Here is a 19833-nt window from a genome sequence, read left to right as displayed (position 1 = left end):
ACCTAATTTTGAATGCGTTAATTTAACTGCTTGAGTTCCCACTGCCATGCATGTGAGACGATGGTGTCCAGCGCAGTATAGGTCGGTTGCCACGCCAATATGCTTCTGGCACGCTTGGCATCAGCCACCAGTCTGGCTGGATCCCCTTCACGTCTTGGGCCGTTAATCACTGTGACCTGTTTGCCTGATACCTTTTGTACGGCGTCAATCACTTCCTGTACTGAAAATCCTGAGCCATTCCCCAGGTTGAAGCGATCACTGCTGCCGTCTTTATTTAAGTATTCCAATGCGGCCAAGTGGGCAGCGCATAAATCCACAATATGGATATAGTCGCGAATGCAGGTACCATCGGGGGTGTCGTAATCACGGCCAAATACCTGGATATTGTCGCGTCGACCAGAGGCTGCCTGCAGAATTAAAGGGATCAAGTGGGTTTCCGGATCATGACGCTCCCCCAATTGCCCCTCAGGGTCGGCCCCGGCCGCATTAAAGTAACGCAAACAGACCGAGCGCAGATCAAATGCTTTGTCATAGTCGGCCAGCACTTGTTCTATCATCCACTTTGACCGCCCATAAGGATTCAATGGGCGATTAGGATGCGCTTCATCAATAGGCACGTAGTCTGGCTCGCCAAATACTGCTGCGGTCGATGAGAAAATGAATTTCTTCACTTCAAATTGCAACATGGCATCTAGCAGGTTCAGCGTATTGGTCACATTGTTGCGGTAGTAGATGTCTGGCTTGCGCACAGACTCACCCACCTGGATATAAGAGGCAAAATGCATGACCGCCTCTGGCTGATGCTGCTTAAATACTTGGGCCAGGCATGCTGGGTCTGCCAAATCACCTTCAACAAAGGTGCCACCTAGCACTGCATCGCGGTGACCACTGGACAAATTATCCAGTGTGATCACCTCGTGGCCGGCGCCCAGCAACATTTTGACCATATGTGAGCCAATATAACCTGCCCCACCTACTACTAACACTCGCATAGCGTATTCCAGAAATGATTAATCACTGCCAAACAAGTCGCGGGTATACACTTTGTCTACCACATCAGCCAACTCTTGGGCTTGCCTGTTGGCAATAATAACATCCGATATTTGTTTGAACTGGTTGAGGTCTTTAATCACTTTAGAGTGAAAGAACTCGCTTTCTTCCAGCACGGGCTCATATACGACCACCTCGATACCCTTACCTTTGATCCGCTTCATAATCCCCTGGATCGAAGAGGCCCTGAAGTTATCTGAACCAGCTTTCATGATCAAACGGTAAATCCCCACTACTTTGGGTTTCTTCTTGATAATGCTATCGGCGACGAAATCTTTACGCGTGGTATTCGCATCCACAATAGCGTTAATCAGGTTTTGTGGCACTTGTGAGTAGTTCGCCAGCAACTGCTTGGTATCTTTAGGCAAGCAGTAGCCACCATAGCCAAAGGATGGGTTGTTGTAGTGATTACCAATGCGTGGATCCATACACACACCTTCAATAATCTGGCGGGTATTCAGGCCATGCGTCTCGGCGTAGGTATCCAGCTCGTTAAAGTAAGCCACGCGCATGGCAAGAAAGGTATTGGCAAACAGCTTGATGGCTTCAGCCTCAGAGCTGTTGGTCAGCAAAATGGCCGCATCCGGTTTCAGGCAGTTGTCTTTGAGCAGGTTGGCAAATTTTTGTGCGCGCTCGGAAACTTCGCCCACCACAATGCGTGAGGGATACAGGTTATCGTAAAGGGCTTTACCTTCACGCAAAAATTCCGGTGAGAAAATCAGGTTATTACAATTGAGCTCGGCGCGAATTTTTTCTGTATAGCCAACAGGAATCGTCGATTTGATTACCATCACTGCATCAGGGTTGATGGCCATCACATCTTTAATCACCGCCTCAACAGATTTTGTATTGAAGTAATTAGTTTCAGCATCGTAATCCGTCGGCGTGGCGATGACCACAAACTCGGCATTGTTATAGGCTTCGTTTTTATCGGTGGTCGCTTTAAAATTCAATAATTTATTAGCTAAGAAATCTTCAATTTCACGGTCAACAATCGGTGATTTTTTTTGATTCAGCAGTGCCACTTTTTCCGGCACGATATCCAGTGCAACCACCTCATTTTTTTGAGCCAATAATACGGCCAATGACAATCCTACATAACCAGTACCAGCAATTGCAATCTTCACAGCGGCTCCTTCATTTCTAAACTAAATCTTTGCGCGACAACAATTATTTTTTCAACCACTCACGTATAAACAGCTTGGGGAAAATAATGGCATCGACTAAATATCTTTTTACCAGGCGCTTGGGCTCAGAGCACATTCTATGTAGCCACTCCAGGCCAAATTTGCGCATCCACATCGGGGCTCTGGGTTTGTTGCCGGCCAGAAAGTCAATGGTAGCACCGACACATAGCGCCACTTTGACAGGCAGCTTATGTGCATATTTATCAACCCATATCTCTTGCTTGGGCGCGCCCAAACCGATGACCAGCAAATCTGCTTTGGCATCCGCCACAGATTGGCAAATGCGATCACAGTACGCGCTGTCTTTTTCAAAACCAAAATCAGGGCTCAGGATGCCGACCACTTCGACCACTGGCCATTGTGACTTGATATTGGCTGCAGCAATCTCACCTACTCCAGGCATGGCACCCAGCAGGTATATTTTCAGCGGCAGATTTTTTTGCTGAAACCGCTCAAAAATATTCGGCACCAGGTCACTGCCAGGGACTGTTTCAGGCAATGGTTTACCCAGAATTTTTGAAGCCAGTACGACCGGCTTACCGTCTGCCACCACCATGGCGGCATGGTCATAAGCTTGTTTAAAAGCGGGATTTTTTTCAAGTTGTACAACGTGGTCAACGTTCGGGGTGACCACATATTTACAGTCATTGCCACCAAATTGCAGCCACTCCTGTAACACATCAATTGCGCCATTCATTGAGAACTTGTGAATGGTGATTCCAAACATTTCTATGGTATTTGACATAAACAGCCTGAGACCCAACAAGGTTAATTATGTTTGTGAACAATTACGTAGGTTTACGTAAAAAATTATGATTATTTTTTCAGTCGTACGTGAATAAAAAAACAACCTGTGTGATATGGTATAACCCATCAGGATTATGCGATATAAGACGTTTGACCTATTCCGGAAGCAACACCACTGCTTACACCTCATCTACAGCTTCAATAATAACGCTTATTTGTGAATTTTTTTAAGTGATTTAACAAAAATATGATTAGCAATTTAAATAACCTGTCCTCCGGCTCAACAATTGAAGCAGATGTCTGTATCGTCGGTGCCGGTGCTGCGGGCGTATCACTGGCGCTGTCACTGTCTGGCCGAGGATTGAAAATATTATTGTTAGAGTCCGGGTTTGAGTTTACAGACGATAAAACCCAGCATTTATATGCCGGTGAGGTGGCAGATGAAAAGCTGCATAGCCCGCCAGACAAATATCGTCAGCGTCGATTTGGCGGATCAACCACCATCTGGGGTGGCCGTTGCATGCCCTTCGACCCGATTGACTTTGAGCCGCGTGATTATGTATCACAGAGTGGCTGGCCGATCAGCTACCAGGACCTTGTCCCATATTATCAACAAGCCAATAAGCTGCTTGAAGCCGGGGTTTACGAATATGATGCAGACAAGGTCTTTGATACTGAGCAGCAAGCAGCGATTAAAGGCTTTAAAAGTGACATCCTCAAAACCAACAATTTAGAGCGATTTTCATGTCCGACCAATGTCGGCGATCGTTATAAACAACGATTAGTGCTGGCAGCAGATGTTGAGGTGTTGCTGGGCGCCAATTGCACCGGTATTCGACTCAATCCAACCGGCGCTCACGTGAATCAGTTGGACATCGCGAGTCTCGAAGGCGTAAAGGCCTCTATTGTCGCCAAAAAAGTCGTTCTGGCCACCGGCGGGATTGAAACAACCAGGCTGCTGCTGGCCTCTAATGATGTCTGCCCCAACGGGATTGGTAACGAGCATGATTTAGTCGGGCGCTATTATCAGTGTCATATTGCTGGCAACCTGGGTAAATTGACCGTGTTGGGCGCAACTAGCAATGCGCGCCATGGTTATGAGGTATCCCCTGAGGGTATTTACTGCCGCCGCCGTTTTGCGCTGACCGCTGAGACACAGAAGAAAATTCGTGCTGGTAACATGGTGGCAAGGCTGCACTTCCCAAAAATCGTTGACCCTTCACATAAAATTGGTGTGCTGTCTGGCTTATTTCTGGCTAAAAACTTTATCAGCTATGAGTATGGAAAACGCTTGAAAGATGGTCAATCCAGCCTCGGCATATATTTAAAGCATTTTGCCAACATTATTCTTGATCCTATTGATACAATTAAGTTTTTGTATCATTGGATTACCAAGAGAACCTTGGCAAAACGCAAGTTTCCCTCTGTCATTTTAAGCAATAAAAGCAACCAGTTCACCTTTGAAATCCATAGTGAACAATACCCGAACCCTGATAGTCGAATCACGTTAATAGATGACACTGACGCACTAGGCATGCGCAAGGTTAAGGTCGATTGGCGATACTTGCCAGAAGACATTGAGTCAGTACGGCGTTCACTCAAGCTGTTTGTACAAGAGATTAATCAAAGTGGCCTTGCAACTTTTGAATTTAATGACGATCAACTCGAAGAAGACCTCACCAGGTTTGGTGCCTATGGTGGACACCATATAGGTACCACCAGAATGGGCACGAACCCGGAAAACTCTGTTGTGGATGCCAATGGCAAACTCCACAATGTTGATAACTTATATATATCCAGCGCATCTGTCTTTCCAACCAGCAGTCAGGCCAACCCTACCCTGACCATTGTCGCCATGAGCTTGCGCCTGGCAGACCATATTGCAGACACTTTACACGCTGGAAAATCATCGCATTCAATCATCTAGTTAGGAAGCACGCATGAAAGTCTTAATCCTTGGCGCTACCGGGCACGTGGGCAGTCGCCTGCACGCGCACTTGCAGAATTCAAACATTTCATCGATTGCCGCCTCCAGAGGCAGAATGCGCAGCAATATCGCCAATCATGTCATTGTTGACAGCATGAATCTGGCAGACCTGACCAAACAATTGCACAATGTAGACGCTGTGGTGAATTGCGTTGCAGGTAGCAAAGACTCGATTGGCGCAGGTGCGCAAATTCTCACACAAGCCGCCTTGGCGGCAGGCAAACCGACGATTGTGCATTTAAGCACCATGTCAGTGTATGGTGCCAGTGAAGGTGTGATTACAGAAACATCCCCCTTTGACCCAGGTTACAACTGGTATGCCGCTGCCAAATGCGAGGCTGAAAGCCACATGCAAGCCTATGCGCAGGCGGGTGGCAAAGTCGTTGTTTTTCGCCCGGGCTGCATCCATGGACCAGGCAGCGTGCAATGGGTAGAGCGTATTGCCAACCTGCTTAAAAGCTATCGCCTAGGCGACTTGGGCAGTGCGGGTGATGGCTGGAGTAATCTGGTGCATGTCGATGACGTAGTGAAGGCCATTCATTTTGGCCTGGAACTGCCATTGCATGCTGGTGATATCCAACATTACAACCTGGCTGCACCAGACAGTCCAAGATGGAACCAATACTTTATTGATTTAGCACAGGCGATTGATGCCACCCCGGTCAAGCGCATCCACCCGCTACAACTCAAGCTAGATTCCAAAGCATTTAGTCCTGCAGTCAAAATCTCTCAAAAACTGCTCGCTAAAGCGAAACAAGGTCATCTGGCCAACCAGCTACCAGAGCCACTCCCCCCCTCTTTAGTTCGGCTGTTCAAGCAACATATTTTTCTGGATGCACAAAAAATCTCTGCCAACCTTTCATTCATGACTTATGAGCAAAGTTTTTTAAGTTCTGTTGAATGGTTGAAAAATGAGCAACGTTAATCACCTGACACGCTACGCCTACCTCGATGGCTGGCGGGGGCTCTCCATCCTGGCTGTGCTTATCGGCCACTTTCTTAATATCCACGGCTTCAATGCTGGCAGGTTTGGTGTGGAGATGTTTTTTGTATTAAGCGGGCGTCTGATGGCCGAGATTTTATTTATAAAACATACGCCCTTGCCCAGTTTTTTTAAAAGACGAATCTCACGCGTATGGCCAGCACTGTTTGTATTCATTATTGCCATGTGGGTCATCTTTGGCCGAACAGAAACCGATTTGCATGTCGGTTACCAAAGTGTGTTGGCGACACTGACATTCACCTATAACTACTACAGTATATATGTCAGCCATACGCCGGTACTGGATCATATCTGGTCGCTGTGCATTGAAGAGCACACTTATATATTGCTGGCATTGATTGCCTTTTTATCGAGGAAATATCAATTCGATCCAACGAAACCGCTCATTGCACTTTGTTTGATTTTTCTGGCGAATGGCGCCTTGCTCACTTTTGGACAGCACCTGGATTATTACAATGTCTATTGGCGATCAGATACCAGGAGTGCTTCGATTTTTATTGGTGTGATCAGCTTTCTGCTTTTTAACCAGTCAGACAAAAAGGTGCATCCGCTCACCTCTATCGCACTGCTTGCGCTGGCAATCGCATTAAACCTTAATCCTATTCCGGATCCGATCAAATATAGTCTGGGAACTATTTGTGTCGCTATCGCCATTTGCACGATCAAAGAATTACCAGACTATTTGATGAAATTTTTATGCCATCCATTGTTAACCAGAATTGGACTGATCTCATTCTCGCTCTACTTATGGCAACAACCCTGTTACAAAATGATTCATCAAGGACACCCTAGAGTCTTCCTGTTAGCTGCGGCCTTTATCATTGCCGCTTTTAGCTATCATTTTATAGAAGTGCCTGTCAGAAAGTTCTTAAATGAGTTGGGGACTAAAAGTAAAGCTTAGGTGATTGCCTTGTTAGCTACTCAATAACACCAGAGAGCCCGATACGGTAGAGGGCTCTCCCACCCCGCTAATTGCGATGGTGGTCGTATCGTTGTTATTAAATGACCAGGTAAAAGTGACACTCTGCCCGTCAATCAGTGACTTTGAATCGTATCGGCGTGATCCTCAGAACCCGTTGCAGGCATCATATTCGTTGGCCAATGGGGAGTAGTCCGTTCTAAAACCATCTTCTCAGCATCCCGATCATGAATCCCAGCATATCCTGGGCCGACCTTGATAGTTAATGATTTTGCAAGAGTCACACCCGGCGGCCATGCTCTGGCAACGCAATTGAAGAGCATATAACCACCGACGCGTAGAGTAAAATAATTAGGTATTTCTATACGAAGTTTGAACTACTTAACGCGCAATAATGTGCCACTTACGCTAGAGCTGGGACCAATGCCGCTGGTCGCATACAAGCTGAAGTAAAGCTCGCCAGCAGGCCACACAAAAGACGCAGATTGTCCATTGGCTAGATCGTAAGTATCAACCCTGGTTTTCCATTGTTGATCGTACATAATCAGTCTCAATTGACCGCCACCCGTTGTAATCGCGGTAAGTTTAAATTTCTCACCGGCGATAGGCTTGGCCCATGAAATTTGACTGATAGAACGACCGGATGGATTGGACTGCGAGATACGCGATGTTGTCGGACCAAAAACGACAGCCTGCTTCCAGGTGTTAAATTTTCCAACTAAGGGGTCAGCTTTATCCCATACGGTTCCACGCTTGACGCCCCAAGGTCCACGCATGGATAAGATATTCAAATTCTTTTCTGGAATAAACGCCCTGCCTGAGGCATCAATCCAAGACTTGACTGAAGTCACCATACGCAAAGACTGGCGAATTAAGTGTAATTCATTAGCGGCTTTTAAGTTGTAGCCATTTTTATGCAAGTTGAGCCCAGAACCCGTTTCTGCATAGATCACAAAAGGGGTCCCATAGTTACCATCAACGACATAGGCACCATACACCCTCAATGTATTCGCAATCTTGATTAACTCTGGCGTTTTTAGTTGAGAGACATTAAAACTCGGCGGCAGCATAACTAATGCGCCTTCTGGAATTTTGCCGGTATTGGTTGCGCTGTAGTGATCAGCCGACGTGGCTGGGTAAACATAGCCAGGCGCAGCGCCGGTTGTATCCAGTGACATCGCTAACGCGTGTGGGTAAATTGGGTCACTGCTGGTGTATTCATGTTTGCGGATAATCCCAGCACAAGCACCAATCCCAACGGCTCTTGCCCCATGATAATAATGCGACGGGTCGCCCCAACCAGAACCATTGATCGGAGACCAGGCATACAAATTAGCTGTCCATACGCCATTGATGTTTTTTAGTCTCCAAAATGAATGGATTATCCCGGTTGAAACATCATAAATATCGGCATGACCGTCGCCTCCGGCTGCTGGTACTAAGTCAGCAGGCCAATGAGAGATCTCCACCTGAGGCAGAGAGGTTTCTGCATCCGCGTCATACACACCCTTTGACCCAGGGATAGGTTTTACAACCATGGGACCGCTTGAATCATCGGCAAAAAAACAGCCGGAAGAGTATATACCAGAGTCAATTAAGGGGTTGAATTTGGCAAGAGGTATCACAAAATCTGAAAAACTTGGCGAGATTGGTCGACTATTCCAAAACGAATTCGTCGCAAAAGGCTTTGTGTAGTATTGCCCCATGCGCACTTGATCGCTAGCAGTATCTGTACGTATTTGAGCGCTCGGAACATTAGGGTCTATAGCACTGACAGCATTGATGGCAGTAAATAGCAGTAATGAGGCTAGGCAAGTCTGGGTAATAAAAGGCACTTGTGTGAATGCTTTCATCATTTACTCCTAAAGGGTAAGGTTATGATTTAAATGATCAGCAAGTTGCATGAATCAAACTCGTTGCTTTGCCTAAGTTAGATCAGAATACCAGTCAATCGGGGCCATAAAACCTGTCAGAACTTGTCACAACATTCACGCAATGTTTTTTGCAAAGTGACCAAGTTGGGAAGTTTGATGAACACCATGGTTTAAATTGCTTGATAATCTTGCTTTAATATCAATCAGCAAGATTGCTAAGCAAAAAATATACCATTCAAAAGTGAAGGAGCACGCGGTGGCGGGGGATGAACAGGTTGAGATGAGGTTTAAGGCAAACGCCGAATAACAGCTAATTGAGTCTGGCTATTCAATTGCTGATGAGATTTTTATGCCATCCATTGTTAACCAGAATCGGGCTAATTTCATTTTCGCTCTAACTATGGCAACAACCCTGTTACAAGATGATCCATCAAGGGCCCCCTAGAGTCTTCCTGGTAGCCGCAGCCTTCATCATTGCCGCTTTTAGCTATCATTTTATAGAAGTGCCTGTCAGAAAGTTCTTAAATGAGTTGGGGACTAAAAGTAAAGCTTAGGTGATTGCCTTGTTAGCTACTCAATACGCACCAGAGAGCCCGATACGGTAGAGGGCTCTCCCACTCCGCTAATGGCTATGGCTGTCGTATCGTAGTTGTCCAAAGGCCAGATAAAAGTGACACTCTGACCGTCAATCAGCGCCGTTGAGTCATAACTGACATAGTCATTTTTTTCCGGATCACGAATCACAAACCTGAGTTTTCCACCGCCAGTGGTAGCTGCAGTCAGCTGATATTTATAACCTTTCTTGGGTTTAGCCCAAGAGACATATGTCACTGAACGACCAGAAGGATTGGATTGGGTAATCTCTTCATCGGTTGTATCAAAGACAACGGCTTGTTGCATGGAGTCGAATTTGCCAAGCTGGCCGCAGTTGTTGCTGCAAACATCGCTATCTGCCTGGTAGTTATAGCCTCTCGCCCAAGGGCCTCTAAACGAAAGTACATTCAGGTTCTGATTGGCTTGAAAGCTGTTGCCATTACCATCTACCCACCCTTGTACTGAAGTCACCATACGCAACGCTTTCTGAATCAAGGTCAGCTCATACCAACCACTGCCTGTTACGCGAGTCGCAGCGCCGATCTCTGAATAAACAACATATGGCGTACCATAGTTTCGATCAATGACATACGCACCATACGTTTTTAGTGTGTTCGCTATTTTCTTGACTAAGGGAGTTTTAATCTTGGAAATATCAAAATTTGAAGGCAGCATCAATAAGGCTCCTTCTGGAATTTGTCCGGTATAGTTAGAGACATTCACATCTGTAGAAGTCGCTGGAAATACGTATGATGTTGATAGTGCATTATCGGTCAACGAAACCGCTAATGCATGCCTGAACATAGTATCTCCGTCATCGGCTTCATGAATCCTGATCATGCCAGCACAAGCTGCTACGCCTGTTGCGCGGCCTCCTTGGTAATAATGTGCCGGGTCACCCCAACCCGTGCCATTTAATGGCGACCATGCATAAAGTAGAGAAGTCCACTCACCATTAACATTTTTCAATTTATAAAAAGAATGAATCACTTTATTTGGCACGTCCAGAATGTCTGCGTGACCATCTGCACCTGTTGCAGGCATTACATTTGCAGGCCAATGTGGAATGGTGAGCTCTGAAACAAGCTTTTCCGCATCCCGGTCGTGAATTCCACCATAGCCTGGACCCACCTTAATTGTCATGGCTGCGTCAGCGGCATCGGCATAAAAGCATGAAGCAGAAAAAGCTGGCGTATTTGCTGTTGGATTGTATAGAGAGTCAGGAATGATGTAGTTTGAGAATGTGGGTGACACCGGAACACTATTCCACAATGAGTCTGCGGTGAAAGGTTGCAGATAACTCTCAAACTCTACAGCCAAAGCGCTGATGCTTGAGAACGCTAAACTGATGGCAAATGCACTTTTATATACATGGTTTAATTTCAACATTCCGGTCCCTTGCTAATAATTAATTAATACAAATACAATTTACATCAATAATTAAAAACAATGCAAGACATAAACAAACTAAAGTTAACACTTTAAGGCGGAAAACAGTGAAAAAAACCAAAAAAAGATTACAATTTTGATGATTTAGTTATGAATAGTTAATGGTTTTGGTCGTGGAAAACTCTAGAAAAGAGTATTTCCACTTGAAATGGCAGGCTAAAAGCGACGAGACTTTAGTTTTTGATATTTAAAAAGCGACGTGATTTCTCACGGAATGGCTTTTCAATGTACGAGTACATGAGTTGTGCCAGCGTGAAACAAATCATAAGGTAAATGATGCTAAGCAGTATGGATTCCCCAGTAGTGAATTGCGGGGTTGAAATGCCACGTATAACGACTTCAGGGTGATGAAAGGCAACGCGAATGACTTGGTTGTAGAACCACAACACTGCGCCATGAGACATATAAAGCGAATAGGAAACAGTACCCAGCCAGATGAGCCAGGTCTTTGAAAGATAACGCTTAAATATATTGTCTGGCGTTAGTAAAATTCCTGCAATTAATAAAGCGCTGGCTGGGTAAATAATAAGACCGTACCCATAGAACCCACTCGCTAATATAGTGACGCTCAATATTAGGACGATAGATAGCGGTATGGTAAATACAGGCAGTAAAGCGCCATCTGCGTGGCCATGCTTCAGTATGAAATATGCCACTGTGCAGCCGGTGAAAAAACCGGCCAAACAACGTAACATAAAGTTGTAGTGTTCCGGCTGATACAAGAAAAGAGCAGAAATACAAATTAAACTAATCAGAGGAAAAACAAAGGTTTTTATTTTATTCAGATATAGCGTAATGACCGCAAAAATCAGGTAGGTATAAAACTCAGCACTAATCGACCAGGCGGGGCTATTAAACGTCATCGCCGTTTCGTTGGGCCAGAAGGCTTTGACTAAAAAGAACTCTCGCAAAAACGCATAAAAATTGTTTTCCTCAAAAGGTGGTTTACTCAAACTGGCAATACCAAATTTAGTTTGCAATACGTATTTCAGGGTCTCAATCATTAGATAGATAACCAGCATCAATAAATGCACGGGATATAAGCGCCCGAATCTCAAAAACTGGAATCTGGCGACATCGCTCCAGTTTTTCAGCTTGTTCTGGTAAGCCGTGAAAATAACGAAGCCGGAGAGTACGAAGAACAGATCGACCATAAAACCGGCACCATGAATGATGGGCAAGTGGTGAATAAATGGATTCCAATTGGGAAGGTGGTATAAAACCACCAGCAGAGCGGCGATTCCGCGCACACTCTCCAACTCTTCAACTTTAAACTTCCTAGCTTGCGATGAGGCCATACTAATATTCTTTTTCTCTAATTATTTTAGTCTTTTCTGGATTTGACCCACTCGACCTGACGGTTTTTGAAGAAGTTCAGATACAGCTTGATTTTACTCAGCGCATAGACGGGCGCATATGCGAATAGGGACATTAAAGGCAAAATATTTCTACCATGCTTGAACCAGGCAATTAAAACAAAGCCTGTGAATAGTACAAACACCCCTACTCCCAATGACCATGGTTGCGCATCACCAGTCATAAACCATGCGACGGCAGAAACCAAGGCAAATAATGCGGAGAGCAAAAAGAGTAATGCCAATGGTGGAACGATCAAATCCAGCGCCATAGCAATGATTGAGAAGTTGAAAGACCTGATACCTTTAAGCAGGAGTGGCACGCCCTCTTTGACAATCATGCTGATATGACCATGCTCCCAGCGCTTTCTTTGGGATTCAGTGCCCGCATCATGTTCAGGGAACAAGCTAGTGACATAGGCTTCAGGGCAAAAGCCAGGCGCCCGATAGGCGATGGTTAAATCGATGCCCAGCTTCATATCCTCAACGATACTGCCATGCACCAGGTTAGCATTCTCAATTTGCTGCCACGGAAATGCCATGCCGGATCCCATCAGCTGCATGGGTAAGCCCAGGCGATGAAAGCCCAGTGGCCTGGTCCAGCTTTTCACGACATAGGCAAATTCGGCAATTTTGGACTTGATATCGCCACCAGGCTTGGACTGAATCAAATAAAGTGCCTGAATGGCACTTTGTCTGGAAGTTACCGCATTTGCCAGCGCGTCTATCGTCCCGGTATCAATCTGACAGTCTGCATCAAATACCATCACCATTTCTGGTGGAGATTGTTTCAGGAACTGCAGACCGAAATCGAGTGCATAACCCTTACCTCTTTTTTCCTGATCGAATCGCTCAATGGCCTCTACCCCGGCTTTTCTTGCAACTTCAGCAGTGTTATCAGTGCAGTTATCAGCCACAACCACAATCCTTGTGTTGGCAGTTGCCTGTTGTTTAATTGATTGCAAGGTATGCTCGATACCTGCCGACTCATTATGTGCCGGGATCAGGATCGCAATTCGTTCCTGGCTTGGGGCTATTGAAGTTTTACGGTACCCGGGGATGATGGCAACGAGGATTTGAAAGGAAAAGGTTAAAACCGGAATCGCCAATAGCAATAATACAAAGTAAAAGAGTGCGATGCATGCATCATAAATCATAGCGAAATCCTATTAAATCTAAATTATTTATCTGTCGCTCGCAGCAATATACCGCGCGCTGATGAAGTATCACCAACCCCACTCGTCACGACAACGATAGGGTAAAAGTTATCGACAGGCCAATCAAACGTAACCGTCTCGTTATTTTGAAGGTCCTGACTATCATAAGCCTGTTTTTTAGTGTCCTTATCAATCAGTTTGAAGCGCAATTTTGCCCCCCCACTGGTCACGGCCTTTAAGGTATAACGCTGTCCCTTTTGCGGTTTAGCCCAATCAACGGCTGGCATCGTGCGATCTGAATAATTGGTCTGTATCACTGGCGAGTCCGTATTCTGGAATACAACAGCTTGCTGGGTTGGGACAAACTTAGCCAATGGCTTTCCATTTGACGGCACCCATGGCCCTCTCATTGAGAGCAGGTTCAGGTTTTTGTTCGGCGTAAATGTTTGCCCATTGCCATCGATCCAGCTACTGGCGCTTTTCACCATGCGTAGGCCCTCTCTGATGACATGTAACTCCTGACCGGCCTTATTATCCCAGCCATTTTTATGAATTCTCAATCCAGAACCGATTTCAACATATACCAAAAATGGGGTACCGTAATTCATATCCACTACATAGGCACCATAAACCTTCAAGGTATTTGCTACCTTTCTCAACTCGGCATTAGTGATGGTGGATGTATCGAAATCTGGTGGCAACATCATTAATGCGCCTTCAGGGACTTTCCCGGTATTTCTTTTCGCACCTGCATCTGCAATTGTCGCTGGAAACATATAGGCGGGTGAAGGTGACAATGCGTTGTTAGTCAGTGAAATAGCTAAAGCATGATGGTACATATCATTACCATCGTTTAATTCATGCTTGCGGATAATCCCGGCGCAGGATGGAACACCAGATGCCCTCGACCCTTGATGGTAATGCGCTGGGTCTCCCCACCCCGTTCCATTTAACGGCATCCAGCCAATATGTGTCGTACGCCAAACATCATCCACTTTTTTCAATTGCCAAAATGAATAGATAATCCCTGTGGTCGTATCAAAAATATCGGCATGACCATCCCCGCCTTCTGCCGGCACTAAATCCGCTGGCCAATGCGGAATGGTGATTTCTTCACTGGTGCTTTCTGCATCAGCATCGTAAATGCCCTTTTTGCCGACGGGCGGCTTGACCTGCATAGGCGCATCTTTGGCTGTGGCCAGAAAGCAATGCGTGGAATACTTACCTTCTTGCATGGCTGGAAAGTAGCTGGATGTCGGAATCACAAAGTCATCAAAGACAGGGTTTACCGGCTTACTATTCCAAAGTGATTGCGCTGAAAATGGAACCTCAAACGACTCAAATTTACTTACACTCTGTGCCTGTACTATTGCAGAGCCCAAAATAAAGCACACGCATGATAAACGTATCAATGTTGAGCTAATGATGGTTGGTTTCATTGGGCACTCCGTCTAGCAACTATTCAATAAAATGTGCAGCCAACTTGTCTATTTCATGCTGTAAATTAAAGTGCTTTACAACATGAGCATAGGCGGTTGATTTTACCTTGCTACGTAATTCGTGGCTTTCCAAATACATTGAAATGGCAGTTTCAAGGCCATCAACATCTGCAGGTGGAACCACGATACCACTGACGCCATGTTCAATCAGTTCTGTGACCCCGCCGACATTGGTTCCTATCACTGGAACCCCTGTCGCCATGGCTTCCATAAAGGAAACCGGTACGCCTTCAGCAAAGCTCGGCAGAATGAAAATATCACTATCACTGAGTGTTTGCTTGACGGTTTCCTGACTTGCAAATCCGGCAAAAATGACCTTTTCACTTAATCCATTTTCTTTTGTAAGCATTTCCAGGTTATGGCGCTCAGGGCCGTCTCCCAGAAAAGTCATCTTGAAGTCGAATCCTTTTGCATGTAGCGCTGAAAGGCTCCTCAATAAAATCTGCACTCCTTTTTCAGAAGATAAACGTCCAACATAAATCATCTTGGCTGGTGTATCAGTTAATTCTCTCGACGGCGTAGGGTCATAATTGAATAAATTAAAGTCGATGCCACAATGCACGATCTTTAACTTATGCCAATCCTCAGCATTTGAAAACAACATCAACTGACTTTTGCAGTAGTGGCTGATACATGCGATAAATTTTGCGTATTTAAGTTTTAAGTCAAGTGCCCAGACCATTGGTTCAAAAAAGATGTGGGGGCCATGAATGGTAATGCTGTAATCTACGCCTGCCAGCAGGCTGGCAAGCATGGTAATGGTGCCGCTACTATCCCCGAAGTGATTGTGTACATGGTCAATCGATTGTGACTTGAGCAACTCAGCAAGAATGAGTGCTTCCTGAAAGTAAAAAAGTTGATAAATAAACCCTTTTACTCCCGGCCTGGCAGACTTTAAAGCAATCCTGAATGTGCGAAAAAACAGTTTGGGATTTTGCACGACTGATTTAATGTTCAAGCACAGTAATTTCAGCGGGTTAAATGGCAATAAATAGGTAGTCGTTTCAAATATCTGCTTGATTTCATCGCTAACCAAATGTGCTGCCTGTGGGCGATTGACTGCAATGGTTACGACTTCATGGCCCCGTTGCCTTAAGCCACTGACTTCACGCTGAATAAACGTGTCAGTAGCTCTGGGATAGATACTAGTAAAGTAAGCGATACGCATAAAGTCTTTCGAGGGTGTATTGCGGGTGAAACTACTTATTTAAGAGCGCCTGCCCATGGCATGGGTAACAGTTCTGGACATTCAGTTTTCATGATCTGTACGCCAGTGTTATCCATGGCATTTTGAATGGCCAAGGTCACTTCATTTAAATGTAATGAAAAATCAGCAGTGCTTCTTGAGTTGCGCCCATCCTTAATGGATTGCAGAATTTCATATGGGCCAAGTGCAAAGTTCATCGCGGTGGCACCTTTTCTTGGTGCCATCGGGTGTGTGGGGCCTTTTAGTTTCACTTTTTTGGCAAAAGGACTATTGACCAGGCGGCGTCTTAACACAAAGCGTTTTCTGACTTTAACTGTTGCTGCGTTATTCCAGGACTCATTTACCTCGATGACGCCATCGTCGCCAATAATGCGCAAGCCATGATTGTGCGGCGCAACAATACCACAGGTGATTCTGGCCACAATGCCTGATTTGAAAAACAGGGTCGCCGTCGAATAGTCCGGCGCAGTTTTACTTACACCTGGGATTTTGTTTTTTATGAGTTCTGCAGAAGCTGCAACGACTTTTTCAACGCTGCCAAACATCATCATCAGCCATGACAAATAATACCCGGCATGCTCTAAAGTACAGCCAACTTTAAATTCATCCTCATATGGCCATGGCGCGCCTGACTCACTCATCCACTTTTGATATGGGGCTTGTGTGACATAGTCGTCATCCAGTTCGGCATACACCAATAATGGCTGACCGATCATCTGATTGCGTAACGCTAACCATATCGTCTGTGCAACTTCACTGAGATAGCTACACGGTGCAGAAGACAGTATCAAATTCTTTTCTTTGGCCAGCGCATGTAGCTCGAATGCGTGATCCATTCTGATACTTAATGGCTTTTCACTATATACATGCAAACCAGCCTCAAGGCATGCCTTACTCACCTCGTAATGTGCATGCGGGTTCGTGAGATTAAGTACTAAGGAGGGTTTTTCAGCAGATTCTTGACCTAATACTTCAGCTAATGAGCTTGCTGGTGTGACTTGCCAATAGTCGCAAAAAACCTTTAAACGTTCAGGATTGATATCATATACCTTTAAGACCTTAATATCGCTGAATGTTTGCAGTGAGCGCATATAAAAGTCGGCGACATAACCAGTGCCTATAATTGAAACAGTGTACATAAAAAGCTCTTTAATAAACTAAATTAGATATCGTCAGCAACCAGGCCGATACATAGAGAACTATGCGATTGGTTTTAGCGTAGTGGTTTGCGCTGGCGTAGAATTCGACAAAGATACTTTACTGATTGAAATACCGATCAGAAACCACATGTACCACTCGACAATCAGATAGTCCAGCAAGTTATCCATAAATGACTGCAGCAGAATTTGAGTGAAAACAGCCGTCACTGTAAAAATTAATAGCTTATCTCTGTTGTATATCTTAAACAGCATCCGATAGAAGTTCGTGAATAATGCCAGCAGAATGAATAACCCCACTATCCCAAGTTCAAAGAACGTCTGAACGTAAATATTGTGGGCATTAATATCAAAGTCTTGTGTTTGGAATGCGTTAGCCATCGCAAATTTTTGAGAAAATTGCTGAAAGCTAGAAACACCGTATCCGAAAATGTAATGGCTATTATTCATCCAGGCGATACTATCGCCCCAGATTTTCACCCGCCAGGCAAAAGAGTTTAATCTTTCATAGCCTGTCGACCCGAAGTCATTACCTGTCGTCAAGTCAGCAATCCTGTCTTGCACCTCAGGAATGAGAAGTGCAAAAAACGGTGCAGCCACCACAACCACCAGAAATTTGCGCTCTTGTAGCAATGCATACATCAGGAAAAACAAGTAGGTTACGCCCCAGGCAGACCTTGTTTTTGTCATGAGTAGCATACCAATTAGAATCAGTATATAGATGGGCAACAGTCTTTTAACACTTGAGGAAATGCTAATGGTTTTAGCTTTGAATAAGTAAAAGCAGACTGAAATAATCAGAACTAAATAAGTTGAAAATGGATTGGCATGCGGGAAGGTGCCTTGTAGTCGCAAACCTTCATAGCGATAAAGCTTCAAGCCACCAGTACCAAGTGCAATGGAGTATATGCAGTAAAGCATCGGAATCAGTGATGATAAGGCTATCGCTTTAATCCACTTGTCAAAGTCTTCTGGCTTTTTGACCACATGCAAACCTAGTGCAAACATTGATGCATAGGACACATAGATTAAGAACACTTTTAAGCTGGGAACAAATGAAGGCGCGTAAAAAGTGGATACGAATGCCAAAACCAAGAAAAATAACCAGGATTTTTTAAGGCTATTCAGGTCAACATTTAATTTGACTGGTTTCTCAAATAAAGTCAGCAACGCGATCAAAATTACTAATGCATTTAAAACGGCGCCTAAGCCAAAACTTCCCAATTTAATTGCATTAAATGCCGAGTCTAACGACGCCCGGGTCACGATGACTAATAGGAAAAAAGCATAGCGGTCGAAGAAAAACAACAAGCCAATCACAAGTACAACTGGCGGTGCTAATAAAAACACATAATTCGTGTTGATTAACTGCACAAAGGTTAGCGAAGCCAAGCCAAAAAATAGGCTGGCAAAAATAGCCAAAAAGACCAGCAGTGCTTTTGGTTTATTTACGGTTAATTTAGCCACTTTTTTGCCTATTGTTGATGGTCACTGAGTTGACGATACAAATGAATATAGCTCTTGGCTATATTAGAAATTGAAAACTTATCACTTAGCGCTTTTACTGCGGCTTGGATATCGGCTTGTTTAGCCGTCTGTATCAAGTTGAGTGTCTGCTGCGCAAACTCTGCTGGATTGTGCGAATAGTTAATAGTACCAATCCTGTGATCTGTGATGATATCTTCAGTCACACCCTGAATATTCATGGCCGCAGTTGGCAAGCCACAAGCCATTGCCTCAATCATGACTGTACCGAAACCTTCTTGTCTTGAGCAGAAAAGGAAATAGTCAGCCGCCTTTGTAAACTCATGCACATTGTATTGCCTACCAACAAAATGAATGTTTTTTAACTGCTGCTTAGCAATAAATGCCGACAAGCTCACATAATAGCTATTAGACTCCACATTGTCTGGCCCGACTATGACAAGCTTTGCTTCTGGCATGCTTTTCTGAATGTCAGCAAAGGCCTGCAATAGCAAATCATATCCTTTGCGATGTTCAACTTTACCAACGGAGAGAAAAACCGGAGCTGTCGCTGGAATGGCTAACTTTTCACGTAGGCTTTTCTTCAGTTCAGGATCAGGAATAAAGAAGTTTTCTTCGTCAAAACCATTAAAGATTTTTTTGACTACTTGATCATCAAAGCCTGCTTGGTAAGACCGTTGCTGAAGCTCTTCTGAAATTGCAATCATGTGATTTGCTGATCTTAAACCCCACATGAAAAATGGCGACAGTAACTTTCGGCTTTTAAACGCCATGGGGTCATCAACACCGACCAGTGTCAGTTTGAGAATGACTTTTTTCCCCATCAACCTGATAATCGGGAACGTCAATAATTCCAATCCACGGATAGCATGGAAGTGGACGATTTTGAGGTCAGGTCTAAATAATAAGAACTTGATAAGCTTAATCGAGAAAATCAGCTCACGGATTTTCGAATGTAAATTTTCAGAATAGGTTTTTAAACGAGTCACGACTACGCCATCGTACTGGTCATTATATATCGTCGGTTTCGTTGCATTGTCAGATAAAAACTCAACCTGGCAGCCCTGTTTTATTAACTCTTTAGCCAGCCTCAAAGATTGCACGGAGGCACCGCCAAATGTTGGAGGGAAGAACATTGAAACCATCAAAATTTTATTCATGAA

15 protein-coding genes are annotated in these 19833 nt (G+C 44.7%); 3 read left to right on the top strand and 12 right to left on the bottom strand.

All coding sequences use genetic code 11. The features are described from left to right. Positions 1-17: 17 nt before the first annotated feature. Genes galE through GQ52_RS11720 form a run of 3 tightly spaced genes read right to left on the bottom strand, consistent with a single transcriptional unit; the run spans position 18 to position 2982 of the window. The gene (gene galE / locus GQ52_RS11730) at positions 18-992 is read right to left on the bottom strand and encodes a UDP-glucose 4-epimerase GalE (protein WP_081979354.1); all 975 of its coding nucleotides are present in this window, start codon (positions 990-992) and stop codon (positions 18-20) included. A gap of 18 nt (positions 993-1010) precedes the next feature. Beyond that, entirely contained in the window at positions 1011-2177 is a 1167-nt protein-coding gene (locus tag GQ52_RS11725) for a nucleotide sugar dehydrogenase (protein ID WP_047517951.1), read from the bottom strand. 43 nt (positions 2178-2220) lie between these two features. Beyond that, a complete protein-coding gene (locus tag GQ52_RS11720; protein WP_047517950.1) occupies positions 2221-2982 on the bottom strand; it encodes a WecB/TagA/CpsF family glycosyltransferase in 762 nt (253 codons plus the stop codon). A gap of 249 nt (positions 2983-3231) precedes the next feature. On the opposite strand from GQ52_RS11720, the gene GQ52_RS11715 reads away from it, so the two are divergent. Genes GQ52_RS11715 through GQ52_RS11705 form a run of 3 tightly spaced genes read left to right on the top strand, consistent with a single transcriptional unit; the run spans position 3232 to position 6875 of the window. Then, positions 3232-4911, top strand: a complete 1680-nt coding sequence (locus GQ52_RS11715) for an FAD-dependent oxidoreductase (RefSeq protein WP_047517948.1) — start codon at positions 3232-3234, stop codon at positions 4909-4911. Between the two features lie 13 nt (positions 4912-4924). Further along, the gene (locus GQ52_RS11710; protein ID WP_047517946.1) at positions 4925-5896 is read left to right on the top strand and encodes an NAD(P)-dependent oxidoreductase; all 972 of its coding nucleotides are present in this window, start codon (positions 4925-4927) and stop codon (positions 5894-5896) included. Further along, positions 5883-6875, top strand: coding sequence for an acyltransferase (locus tag GQ52_RS11705; protein ID WP_047517944.1), 993 nt, complete (start codon positions 5883-5885; stop codon positions 6873-6875). Before GQ52_RS11710 ends, GQ52_RS11705 begins: the two co-directional genes overlap by 14 nt. A gap of 395 nt (positions 6876-7270) precedes the next feature. On the opposite strand, the gene GQ52_RS11700 is transcribed toward GQ52_RS11705, so the two are convergent. From GQ52_RS11700 to GQ52_RS11660, 9 genes are all read right to left on the bottom strand, one after another. After that, the gene (locus tag GQ52_RS11700) at positions 7271-8749 is read right to left on the bottom strand and encodes an Atrophin-1 multi-domain protein (protein WP_235273263.1); all 1479 of its coding nucleotides are present in this window, start codon (positions 8747-8749) and stop codon (positions 7271-7273) included. 588 nt (positions 8750-9337) lie between these two features. Continuing rightward, on the bottom strand, positions 9338-10750 hold the full coding sequence (locus GQ52_RS11695; protein ID WP_047517942.1) for a hypothetical protein: 1413 nt from the start codon (positions 10748-10750) through the stop codon (positions 9338-9340). Positions 10751-10983: 233 nt separating this feature from the next. Next, positions 10984-12108: an acyltransferase gene (locus GQ52_RS11690; protein WP_047517940.1), complete on the bottom strand. Its 1125-nt coding sequence runs from the start codon at positions 12106-12108 to the stop codon at positions 10984-10986. 26 nt (positions 12109-12134) lie between these two features. Beyond that, entirely contained in the window at positions 12135-13322 is a 1188-nt protein-coding gene (locus GQ52_RS11685; RefSeq protein ID WP_047517938.1) for a glycosyltransferase family 2 protein, read from the bottom strand. Positions 13323-13345: 23 nt separating this feature from the next. Next, the gene (locus GQ52_RS11680; protein WP_047517935.1) at positions 13346-14761 is read right to left on the bottom strand and encodes a hypothetical protein; all 1416 of its coding nucleotides are present in this window, start codon (positions 14759-14761) and stop codon (positions 13346-13348) included. Positions 14762-14780: 19 nt separating this feature from the next. Continuing rightward, positions 14781-15989: a glycosyltransferase family 4 protein gene (locus GQ52_RS11675; RefSeq protein WP_047517932.1), complete on the bottom strand. Its 1209-nt coding sequence runs from the start codon at positions 15987-15989 to the stop codon at positions 14781-14783. 35 nt (positions 15990-16024) lie between these two features. Next, positions 16025-17167 (bottom strand): Gfo/Idh/MocA family protein, encoded by a 1143-nt coding sequence (locus GQ52_RS11670; RefSeq protein WP_047517929.1) that lies wholly within the window; start codon positions 17165-17167, stop codon positions 16025-16027. A 60-nt stretch (positions 17168-17227) separates the two neighbouring features. Next, positions 17228-18652 (bottom strand): O-antigen ligase, encoded by a 1425-nt coding sequence (locus tag GQ52_RS11665; protein ID WP_047517927.1) that lies wholly within the window; start codon positions 18650-18652, stop codon positions 17228-17230. Positions 18653-18660: 8 nt separating this feature from the next. Next, positions 18661-19830 (bottom strand): glycosyltransferase family 4 protein, encoded by a 1170-nt coding sequence (locus tag GQ52_RS11660; protein ID WP_047517924.1) that lies wholly within the window; start codon positions 19828-19830, stop codon positions 18661-18663. Positions 19831-19833: the final 3 nt, after the last annotated feature.

The sequence above is a fragment of the Methylophilus sp. Q8 genome, from assembly GCF_000800115.1.
In the GTDB taxonomy this organism is placed as follows: Bacteria; Pseudomonadota; Gammaproteobacteria; order Burkholderiales; family Methylophilaceae; genus Methylophilus.
The sequence above is the reverse complement of the archived record's forward strand: the minus strand, read 5'-3'. Positions and strand labels throughout refer to the sequence as shown.

Excerpts from the sequence above, each read along its gene's own strand:
- galE (WP_081979354.1), bottom strand. The coding sequence starts at position 992 with ATGCGAGTGTTAGTAGTAGGTGGGGCAGGTTATATTGGCTCACATATG.
- GQ52_RS11720 (WP_047517950.1), bottom strand. The coding sequence starts at position 2,982 with ATGTCAAATACCATAGAAATGTTTGGAATCACCATTCACAAGTTCTCA.
- GQ52_RS11715 (WP_047517948.1), top strand. The coding sequence starts at position 3,232 with ATGATTAGCAATTTAAATAACCTGTCCTCCGGCTCAACAATTGAAGCA.
- GQ52_RS11710 (WP_047517946.1), top strand. The coding sequence starts at position 4,925 with ATGAAAGTCTTAATCCTTGGCGCTACCGGGCACGTGGGCAGTCGCCTG.
- GQ52_RS11705 (WP_047517944.1), top strand. The coding sequence starts at position 5,883 with ATGAGCAACGTTAATCACCTGACACGCTACGCCTACCTCGATGGCTGG.
- GQ52_RS11700 (WP_235273263.1), bottom strand. The coding sequence starts at position 8,749 with ATGATGAAAGCATTCACACAAGTGCCTTTTATTACCCAGACTTGCCTA.
- GQ52_RS11695 (WP_047517942.1), bottom strand. The coding sequence starts at position 10,750 with ATGTTGAAATTAAACCATGTATATAAAAGTGCATTTGCCATCAGTTTA.
- GQ52_RS11690 (WP_047517940.1), bottom strand. The coding sequence starts at position 12,108 with ATGGCCTCATCGCAAGCTAGGAAGTTTAAAGTTGAAGAGTTGGAGAGT.
- GQ52_RS11685 (WP_047517938.1), bottom strand. The coding sequence starts at position 13,322 with ATGATTTATGATGCATGCATCGCACTCTTTTACTTTGTATTATTGCTA.
- GQ52_RS11680 (WP_047517935.1), bottom strand. The coding sequence starts at position 14,761 with ATGAAACCAACCATCATTAGCTCAACATTGATACGTTTATCATGCGTG.
- GQ52_RS11675 (WP_047517932.1), bottom strand. The coding sequence starts at position 15,989 with ATGCGTATCGCTTACTTTACTAGTATCTATCCCAGAGCTACTGACACG.
- GQ52_RS11670 (WP_047517929.1), bottom strand. The coding sequence starts at position 17,167 with ATGTACACTGTTTCAATTATAGGCACTGGTTATGTCGCCGACTTTTAT.
- GQ52_RS11660 (WP_047517924.1), bottom strand. The coding sequence starts at position 19,830 with ATGAATAAAATTTTGATGGTTTCAATGTTCTTCCCTCCAACATTTGGC.